The 20,251-nt window shown below is 58.1% G+C and carries 20 protein-coding genes and 1 pseudogene; 3 read left to right on the top strand and 18 right to left on the bottom strand.

The window, feature by feature from the left end:
- Positions 1-19: 19 nt before the first annotated feature.
- The 16 genes and pseudogenes from HK20_RS04790 to HK20_RS04715 all read right to left on the bottom strand — a co-directional run bounded on the left by HK20_RS04790 (position 20) and on the right by HK20_RS04715 (position 16,438).
- Complete coding sequence (locus HK20_RS04790) at positions 20-931, bottom strand: lysophospholipid acyltransferase family protein (RefSeq protein WP_086645938.1); 912 nt, start codon at positions 929-931, stop codon at positions 20-22.
- Positions 928-1,905: a tetraacyldisaccharide 4'-kinase gene (gene lpxK / locus HK20_RS04785; protein WP_369823027.1), complete on the bottom strand. Its 978-nt coding sequence runs from the start codon at positions 1,903-1,905 to the stop codon at positions 928-930. The genes HK20_RS04790 and lpxK overlap by 4 nt, the downstream gene beginning before the upstream one ends.
- Positions 1,906-1,907: 2 nt before the next feature.
- Entirely contained in the window at positions 1,908-3,899 is a 1,992-nt protein-coding gene (locus HK20_RS04780; protein ID WP_086645936.1) for a glycosyltransferase N-terminal domain-containing protein, read from the bottom strand.
- Positions 3,900-3,903: 4 nt separating this feature from the next.
- The gene (locus tag HK20_RS04775) at positions 3,904-4,395 is read right to left on the bottom strand and encodes a DUF934 domain-containing protein (protein WP_086645935.1); all 492 of its coding nucleotides are present in this window, start codon (positions 4,393-4,395) and stop codon (positions 3,904-3,906) included.
- On the bottom strand, positions 4,382-6,073 hold the full coding sequence (locus tag HK20_RS04770) for a nitrite/sulfite reductase (protein WP_086645934.1): 1,692 nt from the start codon (positions 6,071-6,073) through the stop codon (positions 4,382-4,384). Before HK20_RS04770 ends, HK20_RS04775 begins: the two co-directional genes overlap by 14 nt.
- Positions 6,074-6,096: 23 nt before the next feature.
- The gene (locus HK20_RS04765) at positions 6,097-6,444 is read right to left on the bottom strand and encodes a DUF2849 domain-containing protein (RefSeq protein ID WP_086646062.1); all 348 of its coding nucleotides are present in this window, start codon (positions 6,442-6,444) and stop codon (positions 6,097-6,099) included.
- Positions 6,445-6,525: 81 nt separating this feature from the next.
- Complete coding sequence (locus HK20_RS04760) at positions 6,526-7,590, bottom strand: sulfate/molybdate ABC transporter ATP-binding protein (protein ID WP_086645933.1); 1,065 nt, start codon at positions 7,588-7,590, stop codon at positions 6,526-6,528.
- Complete coding sequence (locus tag HK20_RS04755; protein ID WP_086645932.1) at positions 7,587-8,390, bottom strand: sulfate ABC transporter permease; 804 nt, start codon at positions 8,388-8,390, stop codon at positions 7,587-7,589. Before HK20_RS04755 ends, HK20_RS04760 begins: the two co-directional genes overlap by 4 nt.
- On the bottom strand, positions 8,387-9,238 hold the full coding sequence (gene cysT / locus HK20_RS04750; protein WP_086645931.1) for a sulfate ABC transporter permease subunit CysT: 852 nt from the start codon (positions 9,236-9,238) through the stop codon (positions 8,387-8,389). The genes HK20_RS04755 and cysT overlap by 4 nt, the downstream gene beginning before the upstream one ends.
- Before the next feature lie 121 nt (positions 9,239-9,359).
- Positions 9,360-11,240, bottom strand: a complete 1,881-nt coding sequence (gene cysC, locus HK20_RS04745) for an adenylyl-sulfate kinase (RefSeq protein ID WP_086645930.1) — start codon at positions 11,238-11,240, stop codon at positions 9,360-9,362.
- A 26-nt stretch (positions 11,241-11,266) separates the two neighbouring features.
- Positions 11,267-12,061, bottom strand: a complete 795-nt coding sequence (gene cysD, locus HK20_RS04740) for a sulfate adenylyltransferase subunit CysD (RefSeq protein WP_048853880.1) — start codon at positions 12,059-12,061, stop codon at positions 11,267-11,269.
- Positions 12,062-12,121: 60 nt separating this feature from the next.
- Positions 12,122-12,820 (bottom strand): phosphoadenylyl-sulfate reductase, encoded by a 699-nt coding sequence (locus tag HK20_RS04735; RefSeq protein WP_086645929.1) that lies wholly within the window; start codon positions 12,818-12,820, stop codon positions 12,122-12,124.
- 837 nt (positions 12,821-13,657) lie between these two features.
- Positions 13,658-13,993: an RNase A-like domain-containing protein gene (locus tag HK20_RS13335; protein ID WP_369823026.1), complete on the bottom strand. Its 336-nt coding sequence runs from the start codon at positions 13,991-13,993 to the stop codon at positions 13,658-13,660.
- 36 nt (positions 13,994-14,029) lie between these two features.
- Positions 14,030-14,359: pseudogene (locus HK20_RS13330) on the bottom strand (hypothetical protein); the annotation flags it as partial.
- 86 nt (positions 14,360-14,445) lie between these two features.
- The gene (locus HK20_RS04720) at positions 14,446-15,405 is read right to left on the bottom strand and encodes a threo-3-hydroxy-L-aspartate ammonia-lyase (protein ID WP_086646061.1); all 960 of its coding nucleotides are present in this window, start codon (positions 15,403-15,405) and stop codon (positions 14,446-14,448) included.
- A gap of 148 nt (positions 15,406-15,553) precedes the next feature.
- Entirely contained in the window at positions 15,554-16,438 is an 885-nt protein-coding gene (locus HK20_RS04715; protein ID WP_086646060.1) for a LysR family transcriptional regulator, read from the bottom strand.
- Between the two features lie 113 nt (positions 16,439-16,551).
- Between HK20_RS04715 and HK20_RS04710 the strand changes: the two genes are divergently transcribed.
- Positions 16,552-17,616, top strand: a complete 1,065-nt coding sequence (locus HK20_RS04710; protein ID WP_086645927.1) for a YeiH family protein — start codon at positions 16,552-16,554, stop codon at positions 17,614-17,616.
- A gap of 32 nt (positions 17,617-17,648) precedes the next feature.
- On the opposite strand, the gene HK20_RS04705 is transcribed toward HK20_RS04710, so the two are convergent.
- Both HK20_RS04705 and HK20_RS04700 read right to left on the bottom strand, forming a co-directional pair.
- A complete protein-coding gene (locus HK20_RS04705; RefSeq protein ID WP_086645926.1) occupies positions 17,649-18,113 on the bottom strand; it encodes a nuclear transport factor 2 family protein in 465 nt (154 codons plus the stop codon).
- 16 nt (positions 18,114-18,129) lie between these two features.
- A complete protein-coding gene (locus HK20_RS04700) occupies positions 18,130-18,408 on the bottom strand; it encodes a DUF333 domain-containing protein (RefSeq protein WP_086645925.1) in 279 nt (92 codons plus the stop codon).
- Positions 18,409-18,603: 195 nt separating this feature from the next.
- Here HK20_RS04700 and bioB point away from each other — a divergent pair, with 195 nt between their 5' ends.
- Positions 18,604-19,602 carry a biotin synthase BioB gene (gene bioB, locus HK20_RS04695; RefSeq protein WP_086645924.1) on the top strand — a complete coding sequence of 333 codons (999 nt, stop codon included), beginning with the start codon at positions 18,604-18,606 and terminating at the stop codon, positions 19,600-19,602.
- A gap of 10 nt (positions 19,603-19,612) precedes the next feature.
- Positions 19,613-20,251 (top strand): 7-carboxy-7-deazaguanine synthase, encoded by a 639-nt coding sequence (queE, locus tag HK20_RS04690; RefSeq protein ID WP_086645923.1) that lies wholly within the window; start codon positions 19,613-19,615, stop codon positions 20,249-20,251.

Genomic DNA, 20,251 nt, shown 5'->3' with positions numbered 1-20,251 from the left:
GACCTGACGGCAACACCCCTTAACGGTACAGCTCTTTAGCCCAGCGCCTGTGCAACCAGAGCCAGCTTGATGGATTTTTGCGGATCCATTCTTCTAAGCGGTTATTCACCATCTGCACCAGTATCTGCAAATCCTGCCGTTTATCCCCTGTATCGGGGAGTTCCAGAGGCGCTTCCACAACAATACGCAAGCGGGCAGGCCCCAGACGTTCCACATAACCGGGAATAACCGGGCAGCGGTAACGTAACGCCATGGCGGCAAGTGCTGGGGCAGTCATGCTCGGGCGATTGAAAAATGTGGCTTCAATCCCGTCGTTCATTTTCTGGTCCACCAGCATGCCCACACGCCCTCCGCCAGACACATAGGCCAAGGCTCCCCGAGCACCCTTTGCCCCTTTGGCAAAAAGGGGAACAGGCGTATCGCCCATGGCTTTGTTCCGCAGCGAACGGAGCAGGGCATCAACCAGCGGGTTAGCCGCAGCACGGTAAAACGATGCAAAAGGCGTGCCATGCCGCGCCACAGCAGGGGGCAGCATTTCCCAGTTACCAATATGGCCTGATACAAACAGAACGGGCCCACCCCGCAACGCCTGCTGCGCCAGATGTTCCGCTCCCTGCACCTCAAACCCCGGCCCTGCGGGAGTGTTCTCCTGCAAGGCAGAAAGATGCGGCAGTTCGCCTATAGTCCGGCCCAGATTTTCCCACACACCGCGCACAATGCGCTTGTGGTCCTGTTGATCCAGTTCCGGCATGGCCAGTTCCAGATTACGCCTGATAATCCGCGATGTAGGAAGCCACGGGCCAAGAGCACGGCAAAACAGGCCAAGCAGACTGGAAGAATGGTCAGGGCGCAAACGCTCCAGCAGCCACAGCAGCGCAAATGCTACCCAGGCTTCCAGCCGGTACCGTACGGCCACGCTCCGGGCCTTCATGCCCGGGCGGCCAGAAACATATCCAGCAGGCGTTCAGGCACCGTTGGGTCCTGCCAGACAAGCCGCACACCGACCTCAGCCACATTTTTACGAAAATCGGGAGGCAGGCGCATGGCATCCTTGGGGGTTGTAACAAGTTGTGCGTCCAGCCCATTGGCCAATGCCAGAAGCCGCTCTATATCACGCCGTTTATACGCGTAATGGTCGGGGTAAGGAAGGGCGCGGGCAAGGCTTAAACCAGCCCCTTGCAAACCCTTAAAAAACTTCTCCGGCCGGCCTATGCCCGCAAACGCCACACATGGGCGGTTCACAACGCTTGGTGGAATAGCACACTGTTCCAGATCAGCCCATAAAACGGGCAGGGCAGCCATATGCTCAACGGCTCCGGTCTGGTCCGCCCCTATCACCAGCAGCGCATCGGCTCGGGCCAGAGCATCCCCGACCCTCTCACGCAGTGGGCCTGCGGGGAGGACGCGCCCATTCCCAGAACCCACTGCCCCATCGATGACCAGAAGCGAGAAGGTTTTCTGCAAAGACGGGTTTTGAAACCCATCATCCATAATCAGGCAATCTGCCCCGGCCTGCACGGCATGGCGTGCGGTAACACTACGGTCCCCACCAACCCAGACAGGGCAATACTCCGCCAGCAATAACGGCTCATCCCCCACCTGCCGCGCAGTGTGCCGGGCAGGGTTAACCCGGATGCCATTGGCCTCACGCCCGCCGTAACCGCGCGTCAACACATGCGGGTTACGCCCCCGCGCGCTCAGGCGCTGCACCAGATCAATAACCACCGTGGTTTTGCCCACACCCCCCACACTCACATTGCCGCAGCACAAGACCGGCACGGGAGCCTGCCAACCCGACCTGCGCATTCTGCGGCGCGCAATACCCGCAACACCCCATGCCAGGGGCGCGAGCAGCGTGGGCCAGAAGCGGGCCTGAGGATTGCCCCAGAATGCAGGAGGGGTCAGCCTTACCATATGAGTTCCAGAATCTGGTGGGCCAGATCATCGGGCAGGGTTGCGTTAACCGTTGCCACGGCCTGTGCCTGCTGTGCCAGCACAGCCCGCGCATCAGGGCAGGAGAGCATCCTTACAACCCATGCGGCCAGAGACTGCTCATCCTGCACATCCTGCACGCACTCATGCAGTGCCTGATAGGCTTCCTCAAAATTATGGACCCGCGGGCCTGTTGCCACCACACAGCCAAGGCGTGCGGGCTCAAACGGGTTATGTCCTCCACCGGGGCAGACCGGCAGGCTGTTGCCAATAAAGGTACAATCCCCCAGCCTGAAGAATAGTCCCAGTTCGCCCAGCGTATCACACACCCAAAAAGCATCTCGCTCTGTAGGCAGGGCATTCTGCGCCCGCCTTGGCGCTGAGTTTAAACGGGATGAAATGTCTGCCCCGCGCTCGGGGTGACGCGGCACAATAATGCTCAGCAGGTTGGGGTATGTCTGGCGAATAATGTGTGCTGCACGCGCTATGACCTCCTCCTCCCCCGCATGGGTGGAGGCGGCTACAAATACGGGACGTTCCCCTATGACTGCCCGCAAATCGGCCAGAACCTGAGCATCCACGGGCAAAGGAGGGGCCGCGGTTTTCAGGTCTCCCGGAGAGAGTTGTGAGAGCGCTCCCAAAGACCGCAGGCGCTGTGCATCCTCCTCCGTCCGGGCAGAAACCCATGCAAACGGGGCCAGCATGCGCTGCGCAACACCGGGCACACGCTGCCAGAACCGGAAGGACGATGCAGACATCCGCCCGTTGACCAGCACAACAGGCAGGTTACGGGCGTGGCATGCCCCCAGTACCGTGGGCCACAACTCACTCTCGGTAAAAACAGCGGCCTGTGGTGCCCAATGGTTTAAAAACCGCTGGCACCACCTTGGTACATCCAAGGGCATGAACTGATGTACAACCCGGTCGTGCGCAAAGCGCTGCGCCACAATGGTGCTGGCTGTAACCGTGCCCGTTGTCACCAGTACAGTAATATGTGCGTTCTGCCGCAAACAAGCCTGCACCAGCGGCAGAATAGACAAAGCCTCTCCCACACTGGCGGCATGAAACCACAAGAGTTTGCCAGACGGGCGAGGGCAGGTGGCAAAACCCATTTTTTCGCGCACCCGGCCGGCGACTTCCTTCCCCTTGCTCTGCCGCCAGCGCAGATAAAGCGGAAGGGCTGGTGCCAGCAACGCCCCCACACCTTTCCATATATGCGAAGGGCATGTGACCTGCGGCCGGAGAGCAATATGCCCGGCGGCTGCGTGCTGCTGCTCCACCCGAGCCTGCTCCATAAGGTTGTTCATGTGGGTTTGCAGGTTAAAGGCCGGATCCTGCATCTGGCAATCCGGAGTAGGCCATAAAGGTGCGCCGCTCACAAACACACCGCGCCCAAAAGGAAGGGGGAAAAACATTTTATCCCATGATTTAAGTCGTATGGCCCGGCAGGATGCCCCCATGGGAATAACAGGTTTGCCCACCAGCCGCGCTAGCGCTTCGGCCCCCTGCTGTGTCTGCCTACGTGGCCCACATGGCCCATCGGGGGTGATGGCAACCAGACAACCATGCAGCAGGCTGGCGCGCATACGCAACATGGCCGCAGCGCCGCCCTTGCTTTTACCTCTGGTATTTGATGAACCGGCTATGGACCAGATCCGCCACGGCGCAACCACATCGGCTATCACCCGGCCATCGCTGTTGCGGCTCACCAGAACCCGCAGATGCACTGCGGGATTCTGGCGCTCAGCCCACCACCACAAGGCGGGAGTTAGGGGCAGCACCTCATGCCAGAAAGCCACAACGGCTGTCCGCCCCTCCTGACTGGTCAGGTAAAGGTAGGATTGCGGGTCAATTTTAAAGGTCCATCGCGTGGTCCGCAATGCGAACCCGAGGTAGGCCCGGATGGCCCCCACAACAATGGAACGAAAAAGCCCGCTTGCACTCTTCCACACCCGTGGCACAGCCATACTCTCAGGGAGTCAGGAACCGCCTGAATGCAAATCCTTCCGGGCGTTCGTTCAGAACGGACGGCTGGTAGGCAACCGTTATCCGCTCATGCGCCTGCTGCCACACCGCCAGATCGCTCTGCTCGGGAATAACAAGCTGGCTAACACCACAGCGGAGCAGGAACTCATACTGATCCGGCAGAAAATGCCCCGTTACACGCACGGCACCGGCAAAATGCAGATGCTCGCGCAAGGAGCGGGCCTGTGTAAATGCCCGCCCATCCCGGAAAATAGGAAAATTCAGGCTGACAAGGTCAAGGCGGGGCAGGGCTTCCTTTAGGTCGCTCACCCGCTCGTCAGGCTTGAGCACAATGCCCAGACGCCCTTTGCCATTCCGCCCAAGCCCTTCGGACAACCGGGAAAGAGGCAGCAGAATGTCGCCATCAGGTAGGGGCTGGCCATCCTCAACCAGCGTCCATCCATCCTGTACAATCTGACCGTTCTCAAGCAGTGGCATAAGCTGCGTCCTTGAATGGCGCGGCGCCTAGGCGGCGGCAGGTTTCAATAAAACGTTCGCCCGGCTTGCGCTGGACCAGATAGGTATCAACAATTCTGGCAATTGCATCAACCGTTTCATCCTCCGACATGGCCGAGCCAATAATCTGGCCGATGGAAGCATCTTCCCCGCTATTACCGCCCAGAGTGATCTGGAACGCTTCTTCCCCACGTTTATCAACACCCAGAATACCAATATGCCCGGCGTGGTGATGACCGCAGGCATTGATGCAGCCTGAAATATTCAGCCGGAGCGCGCCAATTTCCTGCTGCAGGGCAGCGTTGGAGAAGCGCTGGCTCAGCTTCTGGGCAATGGGAATGGAACGGGCATTGGCCAGTGCGCAGTAATCCAGCCCCGGGCAGGCAATAATATCGGTTATCATGCCGATATTGGCCGTGCCCAGACCATTGGCGCTGAGCACCTGCCACAGCGCAAACAGGCTATCCTTGCGCACATGCCCCAGCACCACGTTCTGCAGGTGTGTAATCCGCAGTTCGCCGAAGCTGTACTGGTCCGCCAGATCTGCCAGCAGGTCCATCTGGGCAGATGTAACATCCCCCGGAATACCACCCGCAGGCTTGCACGAAATGGTTACACTGCAATACCCGTCCTGCTGGTGCGGGTGGGTATTGGTGCCTACCCATGCGGCAAAGGCTGGGTCCACCTTGGTCTGGGCTGCCAGCTGGGCAGTACCGGCAGAGGCATCCTCAAACACTGGGGTGGCAAAGCGGGCGCGAATGGCAGCCACGACTTCGGGCTGCAAACGGTACCGGCTGCGATCCATGGCCATGAACTCGGCATTGACCTCATCACGGAACGCGCCAAGGCCCAGAGCCTGCACAAGGATTTTAATCCGGGCCTTGTAAATGTTATCGCGCCGCCCGTACGCATTATAGACGCGCAGAACAGCTTCCAGGTACGCGATAAGGTCTTCTTCTGGCAGGTCATCGCGCAGTTTTACGCCAATAACCGGGGTACGCCCCAGACCGCCGCCAACATAGACCTCGAACACCGCACGCCCATTTTCTCCCTTGCGTGCGAGCAGCCCAATGTCATGAAAACGGGCGGCAACACGGTCCTGCGCACTGCCCGAAATGGCAATTTTGAATTTACGCGGCAAAAACGTAAATTCGGGGTGCAGGGTGGACCACTGGCGCAGAATTTCCGCATGTACGCGCGGGTCCAGAACTTCATCACGGGCAGCACCGGCAAACTGGTCGGATGTGACGTTGCGGATGCAGTTCCCGCTGGTCTGGATGGCGTGCATTTCTGCGTCAGCCAGAATATTCAGAATATCAGGCGTATCTTCCAGCCGGATCCAGTTGAACTGGATATTCTGGCGCGTGGTAAAGTGCCCGTAATCCCGGTCATATCGCCGGGCAATATGGGCCAGCGTGCGCATCTGGTTGGCACTGACAATACCATAAGGAATAGCCACCCGCAGCATGTAGGCATGCAGTTGCAGGTAAAGGCCGTTCATCAGGCGCAGGGGTTTGAACTCATCTTCACTCAGGGCGCCAGAAATCCGGCGTTGCACCTGATCACGGAACTGTTCGACCCGCTGTTTGAGGAATGTACGGTCAACCGCGTCATACGCATACCGGCCGACGTCTGCTGGGGGCTGGGGAGAGTGGGGCATGGTTTTGGTCCGTCGGGTTTTATTCAGGAGCCACTTGCAGCAGCGGGGGCGGGCTGCCAGAGGGGCGTAAATTCAGCATGAACACTCGGGCCTGCGGCACGGATACGCTCGCGCGTAGTGCGGGGGCGCGGGCCGTGCGCGGTCTCTTCCACCTGCACACCGTAAACCCCCACCACATTATCCGCCCCTGCACGGGCATTTTGGGAACGTAGCAGGTCTTCCATTCCGTCATTGGGGAACAGGCATGCCTGACCAATGGTCAACTGCCATTTTCCCTGCGCATCCAGCCAGACAATCCGGCCATCAAGCAGACGGTTGGCTGTAACAACACTACAGCCTTCACTATCACGACGATTATTCCTGCGATCCACGCTCATACCTTTCCGCGTATTCCACGACAGAAAATTACATAAATTTTCGTCTTTATCAACATATCACGCATCAGACGCGTATCATGCACACAAAAGTCCCTGACGGAACAGGCGGGAGCGGCTGATGTCCAGCGCGACACCCTGCACCTGCACATCGGCCTCATCCACCGGGCGGTAAAACGGCACAACCCGCTCCCCAAGCTGGAGCGTATAATGCCTGTAGCCATTCCGCGTGCCCCGGGGGGCTGCGTAAATGCTCAGCACGTCCTGTTCCGATGCCGGCTTTTGTATGTTCATTTCATACGGGCGGATCATGGCAACGGCAGGGCCGTCTGTCACACCCTCGGGAACAGCGAAAGGCAGGACCAGCGCGTCATCCAGGATCATGCGGCCATGCCGGACTTCCCCGGGGAAAGACACGGCTTCCCCCAGAAACTCCATCACAAATTCGGTCGCGGGCTGCTCATCCAGATCCATGGGGGAGGCATCCTGCACAATTCTGCCGGACTGCATGACCACAATACGGTCCGCCACCTCAAGGGCTTCTTCCTGATCATGCGTGACCAGAATGGTGGTCAGGCCCAGCGTATCGTGCAGTTCACGCAGCCATGTCCGGATAGAACGGCGTACAATGGGGTCCAGCGCACCAAAAGGTTCGTCCAGCAGCAGAACGCGCGGCCCTGTTGCCAGCGCGCGCGCGAGTGCCACACGCTGCCGCTGGCCACCCGACAGCTTGGCTGGGTGCTTGCCCCCCATGCCCTGCAATTGCATCAGTTCCAGCAGTTCTTCCACCCGCCGGGCAATCTGGGCGCGGGCAGGGCGCTCCGCACGGGGCTGCACATCCAGCCCAAAGGCAATGTTGCGTGCGACCGTCATATGCGGGAACAGGGCATAGTTCTGGAACACAAACCCCATGCGGCCCGCACGGTCCTTTACGCTGGTCATGGGGCTATCATCCAGCAGGATGGACCCACTGCTGCAGTTGTCCAGCCCGGCTATGGCGCGCAGCAAGGTTGTTTTGCCAGCCCCCGAAGGCCCGACCAGAGCAACAAACGCACCATCGGGCACTTTGAGGGACACGTTATCCAGCAGTGGCTGCCGCGCGCCCGGAACCAGACGAACCAGATTGCAGACCTCAATACTCACGCCTTTTTCTCCTGCAATCTTGCAAGCCATTCCGGTGCGGACCTGAGCAGAACCGCACTCATGGCCATAAGCGCCAGCAGAGCGGCCATGGTAAAGGCCGCGACTGACTGGTAGCCGTTATAAAGATTTTCAATATGCAACGGCATGGTTTCCGTCTCACCCGGTATATGGCCGGACACGACCGATACCGCCCCGAACTCCCCCAGAGCACGGGCAGTTGTCAGCAACACGCCGGAAAGCAGAGCCCCGCGTACACCCGGCAGGGTGACATGCCACAGAACCTGCCAAAACCCGGCTCCCGCCAGAACAGCAGCTTCCTCCGCATCACGCCCCTGCACCTCCATGACCGGCATGACCGTGCGCACGACATAAGGCAGCGTCACAAACAATGTGGCCAGAATAATACCCGGCACGGCAAAAGCGATATGGATATTCCACCGCTCCAGCAGCGGCCCAAACCACCCTTGGGCACCAAACAGCAGCAACCAGACAAGCCCCGAAACAACGGGCGAAATGCTCAGCGGCAGTTCCACCAGAATTTGCAGGAACTGCCGCCCCGGAAAGCGAAACTTGACCAGCACCCACGCTGCCAGAATACCAAAGAGGGTATTGAGTACAACAGCCACAACACTCACGCGCAGTGTCAGCCAGATAGCAGCCTGTGCATCGGGGTCCGACAACGTGGCCAGAGATGCCCCAACGCCATCCTTGAGCGCTTCGGTCAGCACCAGTGCCGGGGGGGTCACAAGCACGACAAGAATAAAAAGCCAGCTTGCAGCCCATACCACATAACGGGTCATGCTGGTTCACTCCACACGGCAAAGCGACGGCGCACACCACCGATCAGTGCGAGCGAAAGAAGTGAGACGCACAACAGCACAAGGGCAATGGCGGTAGCACCCGGATAATCAAACTCCTGCAACCTGACCACGATCAGCAGAGGTGCGATTTCGCTTTTAAACGGCTGGTTACCCGCAATAAAAATAACGGACCCGTATTCCCCAATGCCACGGGCAAAAGCCAGACCAAACCCGGTTATGAGCGCGGGTAAAACGGGGGCAGCAATAATGCGCACAAAAATCTGCCATGGCCTTGCCCCCAGCAGATGTGCGGCTTCCTCCAGTTCCTGCGGCAGGTTGCGCAGGACCGGTTCCACTGCACGCACTACAAAGGGCAGCCCCACGAACATAAGTGCCAGCACAATGCCAGCCTTGTTGTAGGAAACACTGACCCCGAAAACCGCCAGCAGGGACCCCAGCCACCCGTGCGGCCCATAGAGCGTTGCAAGCGTAATGCCTGAAACGGCCGTAGGCAGGGCCAGCGGCAGGTCGATCAGCGCATCTGCCAGACGGTGCCCCGGCAGGTTACCCCGCGCCAGAGCCCAGGCCAGCAGCAGCCCGCATGGTATGTTGCATGCCGCAGCAATAGCTGCGCACGAAAAACTCGTCCACAATGCCGCCAGCATGCGGCTGTCATGCAAGGCAGACAGCATGGAGCCGGTGCCGCCCTGCCACGGATAAACCAGCAGGGTAGAAAGAGGCAGAATGATAAAAAAGCCCGTCCACGCCAATGTTAGCGTGAGCGACAGCCTGTAGCCGGGCAGGGCAGAGCCGCCAGCCCTAAAAAAAGCAAGACGCGACAGAGTCATGACATGGCACTCATATATCTGCCTGCCCACCTTTTAAAAATCGTACCTTACAGGCGAACAAGAGCGCCTGAAAAGTGGCCACCACGACCTTTATGCCGCAGCGGCCATTCTTGCTATAATATCAGGACCGTGCGCGGGCGCTGCCACCGGAACGCACACTGCCTTCCACGAAGGAAACAAGCTGGGAGACCGCTTTTTCCACGCTCCCATTGCCTGTTGCCACACGCAGGGCAGGGGCCTGCGGGGCTTCATACGGAGCATCAATGCCCGTAAAGCCGCTAATTTTCCCTGCACGGGCCGCAGCATACAGGCCTTTGGGGTCACGCTGTTCGCAGGTACCCAGATCGGCATCCACAAACACTTCCTCAAACCCTTCACCAATAATCTGGCGGGCCAGTTCGCGGTCTGAACGCAGGGGGGAAATCAGGGCAACCAGCACCACCTGCCCGGCATCGCGCAGAATACGCGCGACCTCTGCCGCACGGCGCACGTTTTCGGTCCGGTCGGCTTCGGCAAAGCCAAGGTCCTTGCACAGCCCTGCACGCAGCGTGTCCCCGTCCAGCACGCTTACGTCCACACCTGCGGCAAACAGAGCATTTTCTGCAGCCCGCGCCAGCGTGCTTTTACCCGCACCCGACAGCCCGGTAAGCCAGAACACACTGCCTTTGTGGCCCTTAACGCGCTGGCGGTCCTGCGTGGTCACAGCACTGGCACTTGGGTGAATGGCTTTATCGCCCACGGCAATTTCTGCCGGGCCAATAAGGGGAGCCCCCCCTACAATACGCTGCTGCAGGTCCACCAGAACACCACGCCCGTCCGGCGTGCCCGGTGCAAAGGCATCGAACTGAATGTTCTCTGCTGCGGCAAGCGTGATTTCAGCAAAGCCTTCGGGTGGCACTTCCGTGCCGGGGTGCATGGTCAGATCGTCCAGATTAACAACGGACTCAATGCTGGTCACGGTCACCGCATGTTCGGCCGTGGCCAGCCGCAGGCGGAAGCTCTCACCCACACGCAAAGGCTCCTGCCGCAGCCAGAACAGGCGGGTCCGCACGCGTGATGCCTGAGTGGGCGGGGTGTCCACATGGTGCAGCAGATCGCCCCGATCGGGAATAACATCAGGCTCCAGCGTAACCGCAATGGATTGGCCTGCCGAAGCACTCACATGCGGGGCAGTGTGCCAGCCTTCAATCGAGGCAATGCGGGCAGGGGTTTTCTGGGTGCCAATAACAACCGTATCACCCACACGCACCCGACCGCGCTCAATACGGCCAGCCACGTAACGCTTGTCCCCAAAGCGATAAACGTCCTGCACGGGCAGGCGCAGCGCCAGTTCCGAGCGGGAAGCGGGCGTGGGCACACGTGCCAGTGCTTCGGTCAGGGTTGGGCCGTTGTACCAGGGCATGCGGTCGGAGCGGCTGGCAATGTTGTCCCCATCCCGGGCGGAGGCGGGAACAAAATAGGCAGCTTCCAGCCCCAGCTTGCCCAGAAGTTCGTTAACCGAAACCTCAACAGCTTCAACCTTGGCCTGATCGAACTCAAGCAGGTCCACCTTGTTGAGCAGAACAATAACATGCCTGATCCCGATCAGATGCAGCAGCATGGCGTGGCGGCGGGTCTGCTCACGTGCACCTTCCACGGCATCCACCACCAGCACGGCGGCCTCTGCATCGGCCGCACCGGTAATCATGTTCCGCAGGAACTGGCGGTGGCCGGGAGCATCCACAATAACGTATTCGCGCGAACCCAGCCGGAAGGGAATGCGCGTGGAATCAACCGTAACGCCCTGATCACGCTCGATCTGCAAGGAATCGAGCAGGAAGCTCCATTCAATCTTCAGGCCGCGCTTTTTGGAGGATTCAATGATCTGGGCAACCTTGCCGTCCTGCAGGTTATCCGTGTCATGCAAAAGACGCCCGATAAGCGTGGATTTGCCGTGGTCAACATGCCCCACGATAACGATAGGGGTTGCGGCATCCTGAGAGGAAGAAATCGTATCACTCATTTTCGTTTTTTCCGATCCACGCTCTATCAGAGATAACCAGCTACGCGCAGGCGTTCAAAGGCATCTTCGGATTCATGATCCATGGCCCGGCCCGAACGCTCAGACGTTTTGGTTGTTTCCAGCTCTGCAATAACTTCTGCCAGAGTTGCGGCATTGCTTTCCACGGGGGAGGTAATGTCCGCATCGCCCAGAGAGCGGTAACGCTTGCCGTTTTTGGCAAAATACAGGTCAACCAGCGGAATGCCTTCGCGCTCGATGTAACGCCAGATGTCAATCTCGCGCCAGGACAGGAGCGGATGCACACGGATATGCATACCTTCCTCGTGCGGGGTGGCATACTGGTCCCAGAATTCGGGCGGCTGGTTGCGAATATCCCATTTGTGGCTTGCACCACGCGGGCTGAACACGCGTTCCTTCGCACGGGTGCCCTGCTCATCACGGCGGATACCGGCAATAACACCCTGCAATTTGTGCTTTTCGATCATGGCGGCAAGGCCAGCGGTCTTGCGGGCGGCAGAACGGGCAGCAGGCGGCAGGGAGGGGTCCATTTCCTCTACCGGCGGGCAATCACCCAGCAGCAGGTCCAGTTCCCATTTTTTGGTATATTCGTCCCGGAACTGGTACATTTCGGGGAATTTTTTACCCGTATCCACATGCATGACAGGGAAGGGGACGCGCCCGAGGAACGCCTTTTTGGCCAGCCAGACCATAACATTGGAGTCCTTCCCCAATGACCACAGCATGGCAAGCGGCTTTAGCTTACGATAAGCCTCCCGCAGAATAAAAACGCTCTGAGCTTCCAGTTGATCAAGATGATCCATGTTCCACGACCCTGTAGTTTTAACGGGTAAGGCTGATGTTTTAGAATGCAGTACGGCAGGTTATCCTGCGACGTGAATCCCACATTCGGTTTTGTTCAGGCCAGACCAGCGGCCTGACCGGGCATCTTCATGCCCATCCACCGGACGCGTGCATGGCGCACACCCAATGGATAAATATCCCTCGGCCACCAGCGGGTGCGGTGGCAAGGCGCGGCGCTGCATTTCTGCAGCAATATCCTGCGCACTCCAGAAGGCCAGCGGATTGATGCGGATTTGGCCATCGCCACGCTCTTCCACAATCTCCATTGCCGCGCGTGTGGCGGCTTGCCCACGCTTGCGGCCGGTTACCAGCACGTCGTACGGCAAGGAGGCAACATTCAGCGGCTCTACCTTGCGCAGTTTGCAGCAGGCATCGGGGTCAAAGGCCCAGAGTTCTCCCGTTGGGTCACGATCGCTGACCTGTTCGGGGGACGGGCCAATATCCTCAACATTACTCAACCCCAACACGTCGGCCAGCTCGCGCCGGTATGTGAGTGTCTGGGGGAAGTGCTTGCCCGTATTAAGGAACAGCACCTTCATGTCGCGTTCAGCCTCCGCTACAAAGGCGAGCAGCAGGGCGGATTCCGCGCCAAAGGACGACATAACCGCCAGCCGGTCACCCAGCAGAGCATGGGCCGTGCGCAGCAGACGAACGGGGTCATCCTGCACGGCACGCAACTGCTCGATAACACCTGTATTGTCAGAAGACAAAATATCCACAACCCATCACAGTGAATGACAGAACCTTATATAACTACTCCTTATAGATATATTTCCGCAAAAACAACATATAAAAATAGACAATCCTCCCCATCACGCACCACATTGCACTATTTTATTTTGTGCAATTTTTGCTCCAAGCCCGCTCCGGGACGCTAACCGGACAACGCACAATCAGCTTGTAACCACGGCTTATTCATCAGCATGGCCGAGGGCATTGTCTGGGCGCTTGATATGGCCAAATCTCGGCCAGAACACCGCCAACAACCACTGAATGCCTCTCAATCCATCGGAACGATCACTTATCAGGGCAGAGTTAAGCTAAAAGACAGGATACTCGACGCCAAATTCCGGGTTTTCAGGCCCATCTGATGCGCATACATGAACACCACAAACGATCCGCAGCATCCCATTTACGCACCCATTTTTGTTGGCATAATATATCTTATGCGATATTTGGCTGTGCGCATAAAATTGGACAATCCCATTTTGCGGGGCGGAAATATCCTTCCTGCCATAGTCTCACTCCGCATCATCCTGCACCGGAAAGCCATCACAGGCATAAGCTGTTGGAATTGCGAGGTTGCGATTGCCCAAAATGGAACAAAAAGACCAGATCCACAGCCCCCTCCCGCACTGAGGCCCCTCCTCCCCTCATTAGGGCTGATTTTTTCGCCACAGTTTATCTTGAGAAGCAGATTCAAAATGCGTGCAGGATTACCCATCCCATGGGATTGCTCCGCATCTTCCTGTCCTGAGTTTCCAATGTGGTCAGACTTTTCAATATCCTTTGACCACATCAGACTCAAACACCCGCAAAACAGGAAAATACCAGACTTAATAAAGCCTAAACGTGTGGATATAATAAACCAGTCCGTTCCATTCTTCATTGACGATAACAATTTGTATGGATCGTGCGCGCCTGCGCTCCCGGTCTGTGGCACGGACAATAAACGCCCCTTCTTCCGAGACGCGCCCTTCGACCTCCAGCTTGGCTCCCTTTCTCGCGGTTTTGAGCCAATTATCAATCTTATGGCCGTTTTCGTGGAGCACCCGGCCAATCACATCCTCCGCTTCTTTCGCCGATGCGAAGCATGAGACAGCCGGTCGTTTTTCCACGGTAAAGCGATATGCAATGCGTTCATCCGTCAGAGCAACATGGTTGGACAGCACATAACCACCCGCCCCCAAGTGGTTGAGCGGTTCCAGATCAATCTCTTTTCCCGCTTCCACTTCAGGATCATTCTGGAAACTAAACAGGACCGCACACCAGAATGCCCACAGGTTGGGCAAATCACCCCAGTCAGGCGGATCTGTAACCTTAGCTGTCGGGTCTATACCCAGCACAACCGAACTGACCCGCTGCAAGTCCTCTTTGCTGTATGCCAGCAATGTCTTTAATTCGTGAACTGTCTGAACTTTAAACGTCAGATCCCGCGTGTACGGTTCATCGTGAATAACATCGTACAGCGTTTCACCAAAAGTGTCGGCATCTTCACCAAACGCGCTCGCACCAAGGTTTTTCAGGCGCGGGAACATATCAAGAATATCGTCATCGGTGTGATGCGATAATACTATTGTGGTGCATGGCCTTAACCAAGGCTCAAGTTCTATATCCATGCCTCTTAACCTACAAGCTGGGCAAATCGGGTAATATCGATGTTCCCGCCCGACAAAAGTACACCCACACGCCGCCCCTGCCATTGCGGGGCTGCGGCAAGGGCCGCTGCCGGAGCAAGGCAGCCAGTGGGTTCCACTATAATTTTCATCCGCTCTGCCAGCAGGCGCATGGTGGCGGCCAAAGCGGCATCGTCCACCGTCACAATGTCGCGGACATAGCGCTGCATGAGTGCAAATGTTATGTCACCCACGCTTGTTGTCTGCGCGCCATCTGCAATTGTACGCGGTGCGGCAATTTTTACGATATGCCCTGCAGCCATGGATTGCCGGGCATCATCCCCTGCTGCAGGCTCCACCCCTATTACCGCACAATCAGGTGCCACTTCATGCGCAACAAGCGCGCAGCCCGAGGCCAGACCGCCGCCGCCAACAGGCACGAACAAGGCGTCCAGCGGCCCTGTTTCCTCCATAAGTTCCAGTGCTGCCGTGCCCTGCCCGGCAATAATGTCCGGGTGATTGAAAGATGGCAGCAGCGTTCCACCCCGTTCGGCCACAAGGCGTGCCGCAATTTCTTCCCGGTCCTGGGAATAGCGGTCATAGGTCACAACCTCCGCGCCATAGCCCCGCGTTGCGGCCAGTTTTACGGCGGGGGCATCTTCGGGCATGACAATTACGGCAGGCACTCTGGCCTCACGCGCGGCGCAGGCTATGGCCTGAGCATGATTGCCAGACGAAAACGCAATAATACCTTTCTGCCGCACATCTTCGGGTAGAGCCAAAATCGCGTTTGTGGCCCCCCGAAACTTGAAGGCCCCAACCCGCTGGAAATTCTCAGCCTTGAAGAACAGTTCAACACCGCTCAGCGCATTCAGGTAGCGTGACCTCAGAACAGGTGTGCGATGAGCCTGCCCTTTTATCCGGGCCGAAGCCGCAACCACGTCACTGAAAGTCGGCAGAACTGTCATCTTCAATTTTCCGGTTTCATCCACCGCAATGCGCATACGCGGGGTAGTTGGAGACGACGCTTACCTAGCACAGATATGTCCCCACCGTTATGCCCCAAAACAGGTTCTGGCGACTGATTCCGCCCAAAAATGCTCCTGCCTACAGCAGTCATTCCGTTGCGTGTTGCTGCTTGATAAGGTCCAGCAAAGCATCTGCAGCACGGCTCCGGTAACGCTCCTTATGCCGCAGACCGTAAAATGAGCGGGGTTTCACGTCCTGCGGCACAGCATGGAGCGTGCCCGCCAGCAACGCAGGAGCGACAACCAGCGAGGACAACGCCCCTATCCCTGCCCCGGCTTCTATGGCTGTACGGACTGCTTCGTTCGAGGGAAGAACGAGGCTTATGGTCATATCCTGCGGCGCAACCCCGAACTGTGCGAGGTAGTCCTCCAATGCCGCGCGGGTGCCAGACCCCTCCTCCCGCATGACCCACTGCGCGGCGCAAAGCCAGTCCCGACTGATTTTGTGGGGAAGCTCCGCATCAGCCTGAATAATTGTCAGGTGGTCTTCCCCTATTGGCCATTGCGCCAGAGCGGGGTCGTCCACCAGACCTTCAACAACTCCAAGCTCCGCGTCTCCATCCCGCACACGGGCTGCGGCGTCCAGAGTGTTACTGATTGCCAGTTCCACCTCAATATCGGGGTAAAGCCGACGGAATGTAACCAGAATGGGCGGCAACCAGTAAGCAGCAATGGTCTGGCTGGCGACAAGGCGCAGTTTGCCCCGTTTAAGCCCGCCCACCTCCTCCAGCACGGTTTGCGCCATAGTAGCGCGGGCCAGAACCGCACGGGCTTCGGGCAGAAACAGGCGCCCGGCTTCTGTCAGCGCTATTCCACGCCCCACCCGGTGGAACAGCTTGACACCATGGCGCTCTTCCAATGCGGCGATGGCGGCGGATACGGCTGACTGCGTCACATGCAGGGCACGGCTGGCGGCCGTAACGTGCTCCCGCTCGGCTACCGCCACAAAAATACGGAGTTGCTCCAGTGTCATGCCGTATTGCTTAACATAACTAATCATTATTTACGATCAGAATAACAAAAACTATGAGTTGGATTGATGGATTGGGTTTTTCCTAAGTTCTGGTGGACTGAAGGAAAAACACCATGACAGCACACCCCACTCCCGCCTGTATGCGCCCCCTCAAGGCTATTAGTTTTTTACGCATGTCTGGGCCGGGAGTTCTGCTTTGCCTGCTGGTATCGGGACTGGCCATAGTCCTTGAAGGAGCGGAAACGCACCTACTGGGCAAGGCCTGGCTGGAAAGCCTTAATCTGGCCCTCCTGCTCGGGGTGTTGATCAGAGCGATCAAAACGCCCGGCCCCATATGGACCGGGGGGATCAGACTATGCGCCAGACCGCTACTAAACGTAGCTATTGTCTGTCTGGGCGCATCCTTCAGCCTGCATACCGTTTTTTCCGCCGGTCCCGCGCTGCTTTTGGGGGTGATGGGGATTGTCTTATTCAGCGTGGTTTTTACACTGCTCATTGGCCGCGCAATGGGGTTGCCCACGCATCAGCTCCTGCTGGTTGCCTGCGGTAACGCCATTTGTGGAAACTCCGCCATAATGGCCGCAGCCCCCGTTATTGGCGCAAAGGAGGAGGATATAGGCACCACCATTGCCTTTACCGCCGCAGGCGGGCTGGTGGTGGTATTGGGCCTGCCGTTGCTGGCACCAGCCTTGCTGGGCAACCCCAATGCACAGGGTGTTCTGGCTGGGTTAACCGTTTACGCTGTGCCACAGGTTGTTGCTGCAGCAGCGCCTTTTGGCCAGACGGCACTCCATGTTGGCACACTGGTCAAGCTTATGCGTGTGCTCATGCTGGGGCCGGTCTGCCTTGCCCTCGCTGTGTTTTGTGCAAAACCAAGCCAGACCCGGCAGGCCACCACGCATGGCGCCTCCATTCCCCGGCTGGTACCTTGGTATATTGCCGGCTTTGCCGCCATGATGACCGCCCGCTCGTGCAATCTGGTGCCAGATGCAGCACTCACACCCCTGAGCACTACCGCCACCTGCCTGACCACCATGGCCATGGCAGCACTGGGCCTGAGCGTGGAGTTACGGTCTGTACTGCACGCGGGCAGGCCACTAGCTCTGAGCGTATTTTTTTCTCTGCTCGGGCTGGTCGGGGCCAGTCTGATTCTGGTCAGGCTTCTGTTTGGAGCATAAGCCTGACCAAAGCCTTTGCAGCGCCTTACGGCCTACAGCCCCAGTTCGCTCAGGCCGGGATGCCCGTCCGGCCTGCGCCCCTTGGGCCAGAGGAACAGACGGTCCGCACTGGCAATGGCCAGATCGTTAATAGAGGCATGCCGGTTCTGCATCAGCCCAGCGGCATCAAACTCCCAGTTCTCATTGCCATAAGACCGAAACCACTGCCCCGCCGCGTTATGCCATTCATAGGCAAAGCGCACGGCAATACGGTTATCCTTGAAGGCCCAGACCTCCTTGATCAGCCTGTAATCCAGTTCCTCCGTCCATTTACGGGCTAGAAAAGCAATAATTTCTGCCCGGCCATGCACAAAGTCGGTCCGGTTACGCCATATGCTCTGCGGTGTGTAAGCCAGAGCCACTTTTTCCGGCACCTGAGAGTTCCATGCATCCTCGGCCATGCGGGCCTTGGATGCAGCACTTATGGCATCAAACGGGGGGAACGGGGGGCGGGACATCTGCCTTAAACCTTAATCAGTTACCCTGACGCGGATTATCCTGCCGGAACAGAACCCATTCCTCAATCACGCGGCCATCTGGCAGGTGGCAGTAACCGACCTGCCCTTTGTCGGTCATTTCCATCTTCAGTTCACCGCCTTTTTTCACGCAGTAAACAGAGGCCGGGTTAGGCATGCGCAAAAGCCCGACCCCACGGCCCGAGCGCTCCTGCGGGTAGTGTTGTTCACACGCACCCAGCGTTCCCAGCGCACCCACGGCCAGCACCAGCCCTACAACCGAGTTCTTTTTTGTCATCTTGTTCACCCTTGGGTTTTGTCTTCAAACGAACTTGGCGCCACTATGGAAGCACTTTGCGCCTGTTGTGAAGTGTGAAGATGGGGCGCGCATACAGGCACCTTTTGCCCCTCTGCTAAAAACTGGCTTTGACGGTACAAACACGATATGCTGCATTCCACTTCCCTCTAGCATATCTGGTTCGGTTCACATTCCATGCCTGATGGTTCGCCCTCCTTTTCCCGCCCTGCCACTCCAGCAATGGACATCCGCCATGACTGGAGCGTTGCCGAAGTGCAGGCGCTGCTTGACCTCCCGTTCCCGGAACTGATGTTTCAGGCACAAGCCATACACCGCGCGACATTTGATCCGACTGAGATACAGATCTCCACCCTTCTGTCGATCAAGACAGGTGGCTGCCCGGAAGATTGCGCCTATTGCCCCCAGAGCGCCCTGCACGAAGATGGCGTAAAAGCTGAAAAGCTTATGGCCATTGAAAACGTGCTGGCCGAAGCAAAAAAAGCCAAGGCCGCAGGGGCCAGCCGCTTTTGCATGGGTGCAGCATGGCGAACTCCCAAAGAACGGGACATGGAAACAGTCTGCGCCATGATTGAAGGCGTCAAAGAACTGGGGATGGAAACCTGCGTAACGCTTGGAATGCTTGATGATTCCCAAGCCCAGCGGCTCAAGCAGGCAGGTCTGGATTTTTACAACCATAATATCGACACCTCGCCCGAATATTATGGCCAGATCATCACCACCCGCACTTATCAGGAACGGCTGGATACTCTCTCCAATGTGCGCGATGCAGGGATCAATGTCTGCTGTGGCGGCATTGTCGGCATGGGCGAGAACGAGACGGACCGCGCGGGCCTGATTGCCGCACTTGCCAACATGCCCGCCCACCCCGAGAGCGTACCCATCAACCTGCTGGTCCGCGTGGAAGGCACACCGCTTGCCAAGGCAGATGAAGTCCGGCCTCTGGACTTTGTGCGTATGATTGCGGCAGCCCGCATTACCATGCCCAAAAGCCGCGTACGCCTTGCCGCGGGGCGTGAGAACATGAATGATGAAACACAGACCCTGTGTTTTCTCGCCGGTGCCAACTCCATTTTCTATGGCGAACGGCTGCTGACCACCCCCAACCCGCAGGCACAGCGTGACCGTGCCCTGCTGGACAGCTTGGGCATGCATACGATCGGGATTGGCCTGTAAGACTTTACAAATGGTTTACTCGGTCAAGGAAATCTTTCTTACCCTGCAAGGTGAAGGCGGGCAGGCAGGGCGCGTGGCCGTGTTCTGCCGCTTTACTGGCTGCAACCTGTGGTCCGGCCGGGAAGAAGACCGGGCTCAGGCCGTTTGCCAGTTTTGCGATACGGACTTTATTGGCACCAATGGAACCGGGGGCGGCCGGTTCCACAATGCAGCAGAACTGGCCGCACGCATTGCCGGGTTCTGGCCTGCATCCGCCTCTCCCGGGCGCCCCCTTGTGGTATTTACCGGGGGAGAACCGCTGCTCCAGCTTGACGCCCCTCTTATTGCCGCCATGCACGACAAAGGCTTTGCAATTGCGGTGGAAAGTAACGGCACCGTACTGGCCCCTGAAGGGATCGACTGGCTGTGCATCAGCCCCAAGGCGGGCGCGCCACTTGTGCAAACCAGCGGGGCCGAACTCAAGCTGGTTTACCCCCAGCCCGGGCTTGACCCGGCGGATCTGACTGGGTTGGATTTTGCCAATTTCTGGCTCCAGCCCATGGATGGCCCGGAGCAGGCAGCCAATACGCAGGCCGCTATTGCCTACTGCCTGCAAAACCCCAGATGGGCATTATCCCTGCAAACCCACAAGCTGACGGGAATACCCTGA

The sequence above is a fragment of the Acetobacter sp. DsW_54 genome (assembly GCF_002153575.1).
Lineage (GTDB): Bacteria > Pseudomonadota > Alphaproteobacteria > Acetobacterales > Acetobacteraceae > Acetobacter > Acetobacter fabarum.
This window is presented reverse-complemented; position numbering and strand designations above follow the sequence as displayed.

Coding starts and splice junctions, on each gene's coding strand:
- HK20_RS04700 (WP_086645925.1), bottom strand. CDS start 18,408: ATGACAAAAAAGAACTCGGTTGTAGGGCTGGTGCTGGCCGTGGGTGCG.
- HK20_RS04790 (WP_086645938.1), bottom strand. CDS start 931: ATGAAGGCCCGGAGCGTGGCCGTACGGTACCGGCTGGAAGCCTGGGTA.
- HK20_RS04705 (WP_086645926.1), bottom strand. CDS start 18,113: ATGTCCCGCCCCCCGTTCCCCCCGTTTGATGCCATAAGTGCTGCATCC.
- cysC (WP_086645930.1), bottom strand. CDS start 11,240: ATGAGTGATACGATTTCTTCCTCTCAGGATGCCGCAACCCCTATCGTT.
- bioB (WP_086645924.1), top strand. CDS start 18,604: ATGCCTGATGGTTCGCCCTCCTTTTCCCGCCCTGCCACTCCAGCAATG.
- HK20_RS04770 (WP_086645934.1), bottom strand. CDS start 6,073: ATGCCCCACTCTCCCCAGCCCCCAGCAGACGTCGGCCGGTATGCGTAT.
- HK20_RS04755 (WP_086645932.1), bottom strand. CDS start 8,390: ATGACCCGTTATGTGGTATGGGCTGCAAGCTGGCTTTTTATTCTTGTC.
- HK20_RS04720 (WP_086646061.1), bottom strand. CDS start 15,405: ATGACAGTTCTGCCGACTTTCAGTGACGTGGTTGCGGCTTCGGCCCGG.
- HK20_RS04780 (WP_086645936.1), bottom strand. CDS start 3,899: ATGGCTGTGCCACGGGTGTGGAAGAGTGCAAGCGGGCTTTTTCGTTCC.
- cysT (WP_086645931.1), bottom strand. CDS start 9,238: ATGACTCTGTCGCGTCTTGCTTTTTTTAGGGCTGGCGGCTCTGCCCTG.
- cysD (WP_048853880.1), bottom strand. CDS start 12,061: ATGGATCATCTTGATCAACTGGAAGCTCAGAGCGTTTTTATTCTGCGG.
- HK20_RS04710 (WP_086645927.1), top strand. CDS start 16,552: ATGACAGCACACCCCACTCCCGCCTGTATGCGCCCCCTCAAGGCTATT.
- HK20_RS04775 (WP_086645935.1), bottom strand. CDS start 4,395: ATGCCACTGCTTGAGAACGGTCAGATTGTACAGGATGGATGGACGCTG.
- HK20_RS04715 (WP_086646060.1), bottom strand. CDS start 16,438: ATGACACTGGAGCAACTCCGTATTTTTGTGGCGGTAGCCGAGCGGGAG.
- queE (WP_086645923.1), top strand. CDS start 19,613: ATGGTTTACTCGGTCAAGGAAATCTTTCTTACCCTGCAAGGTGAAGGC.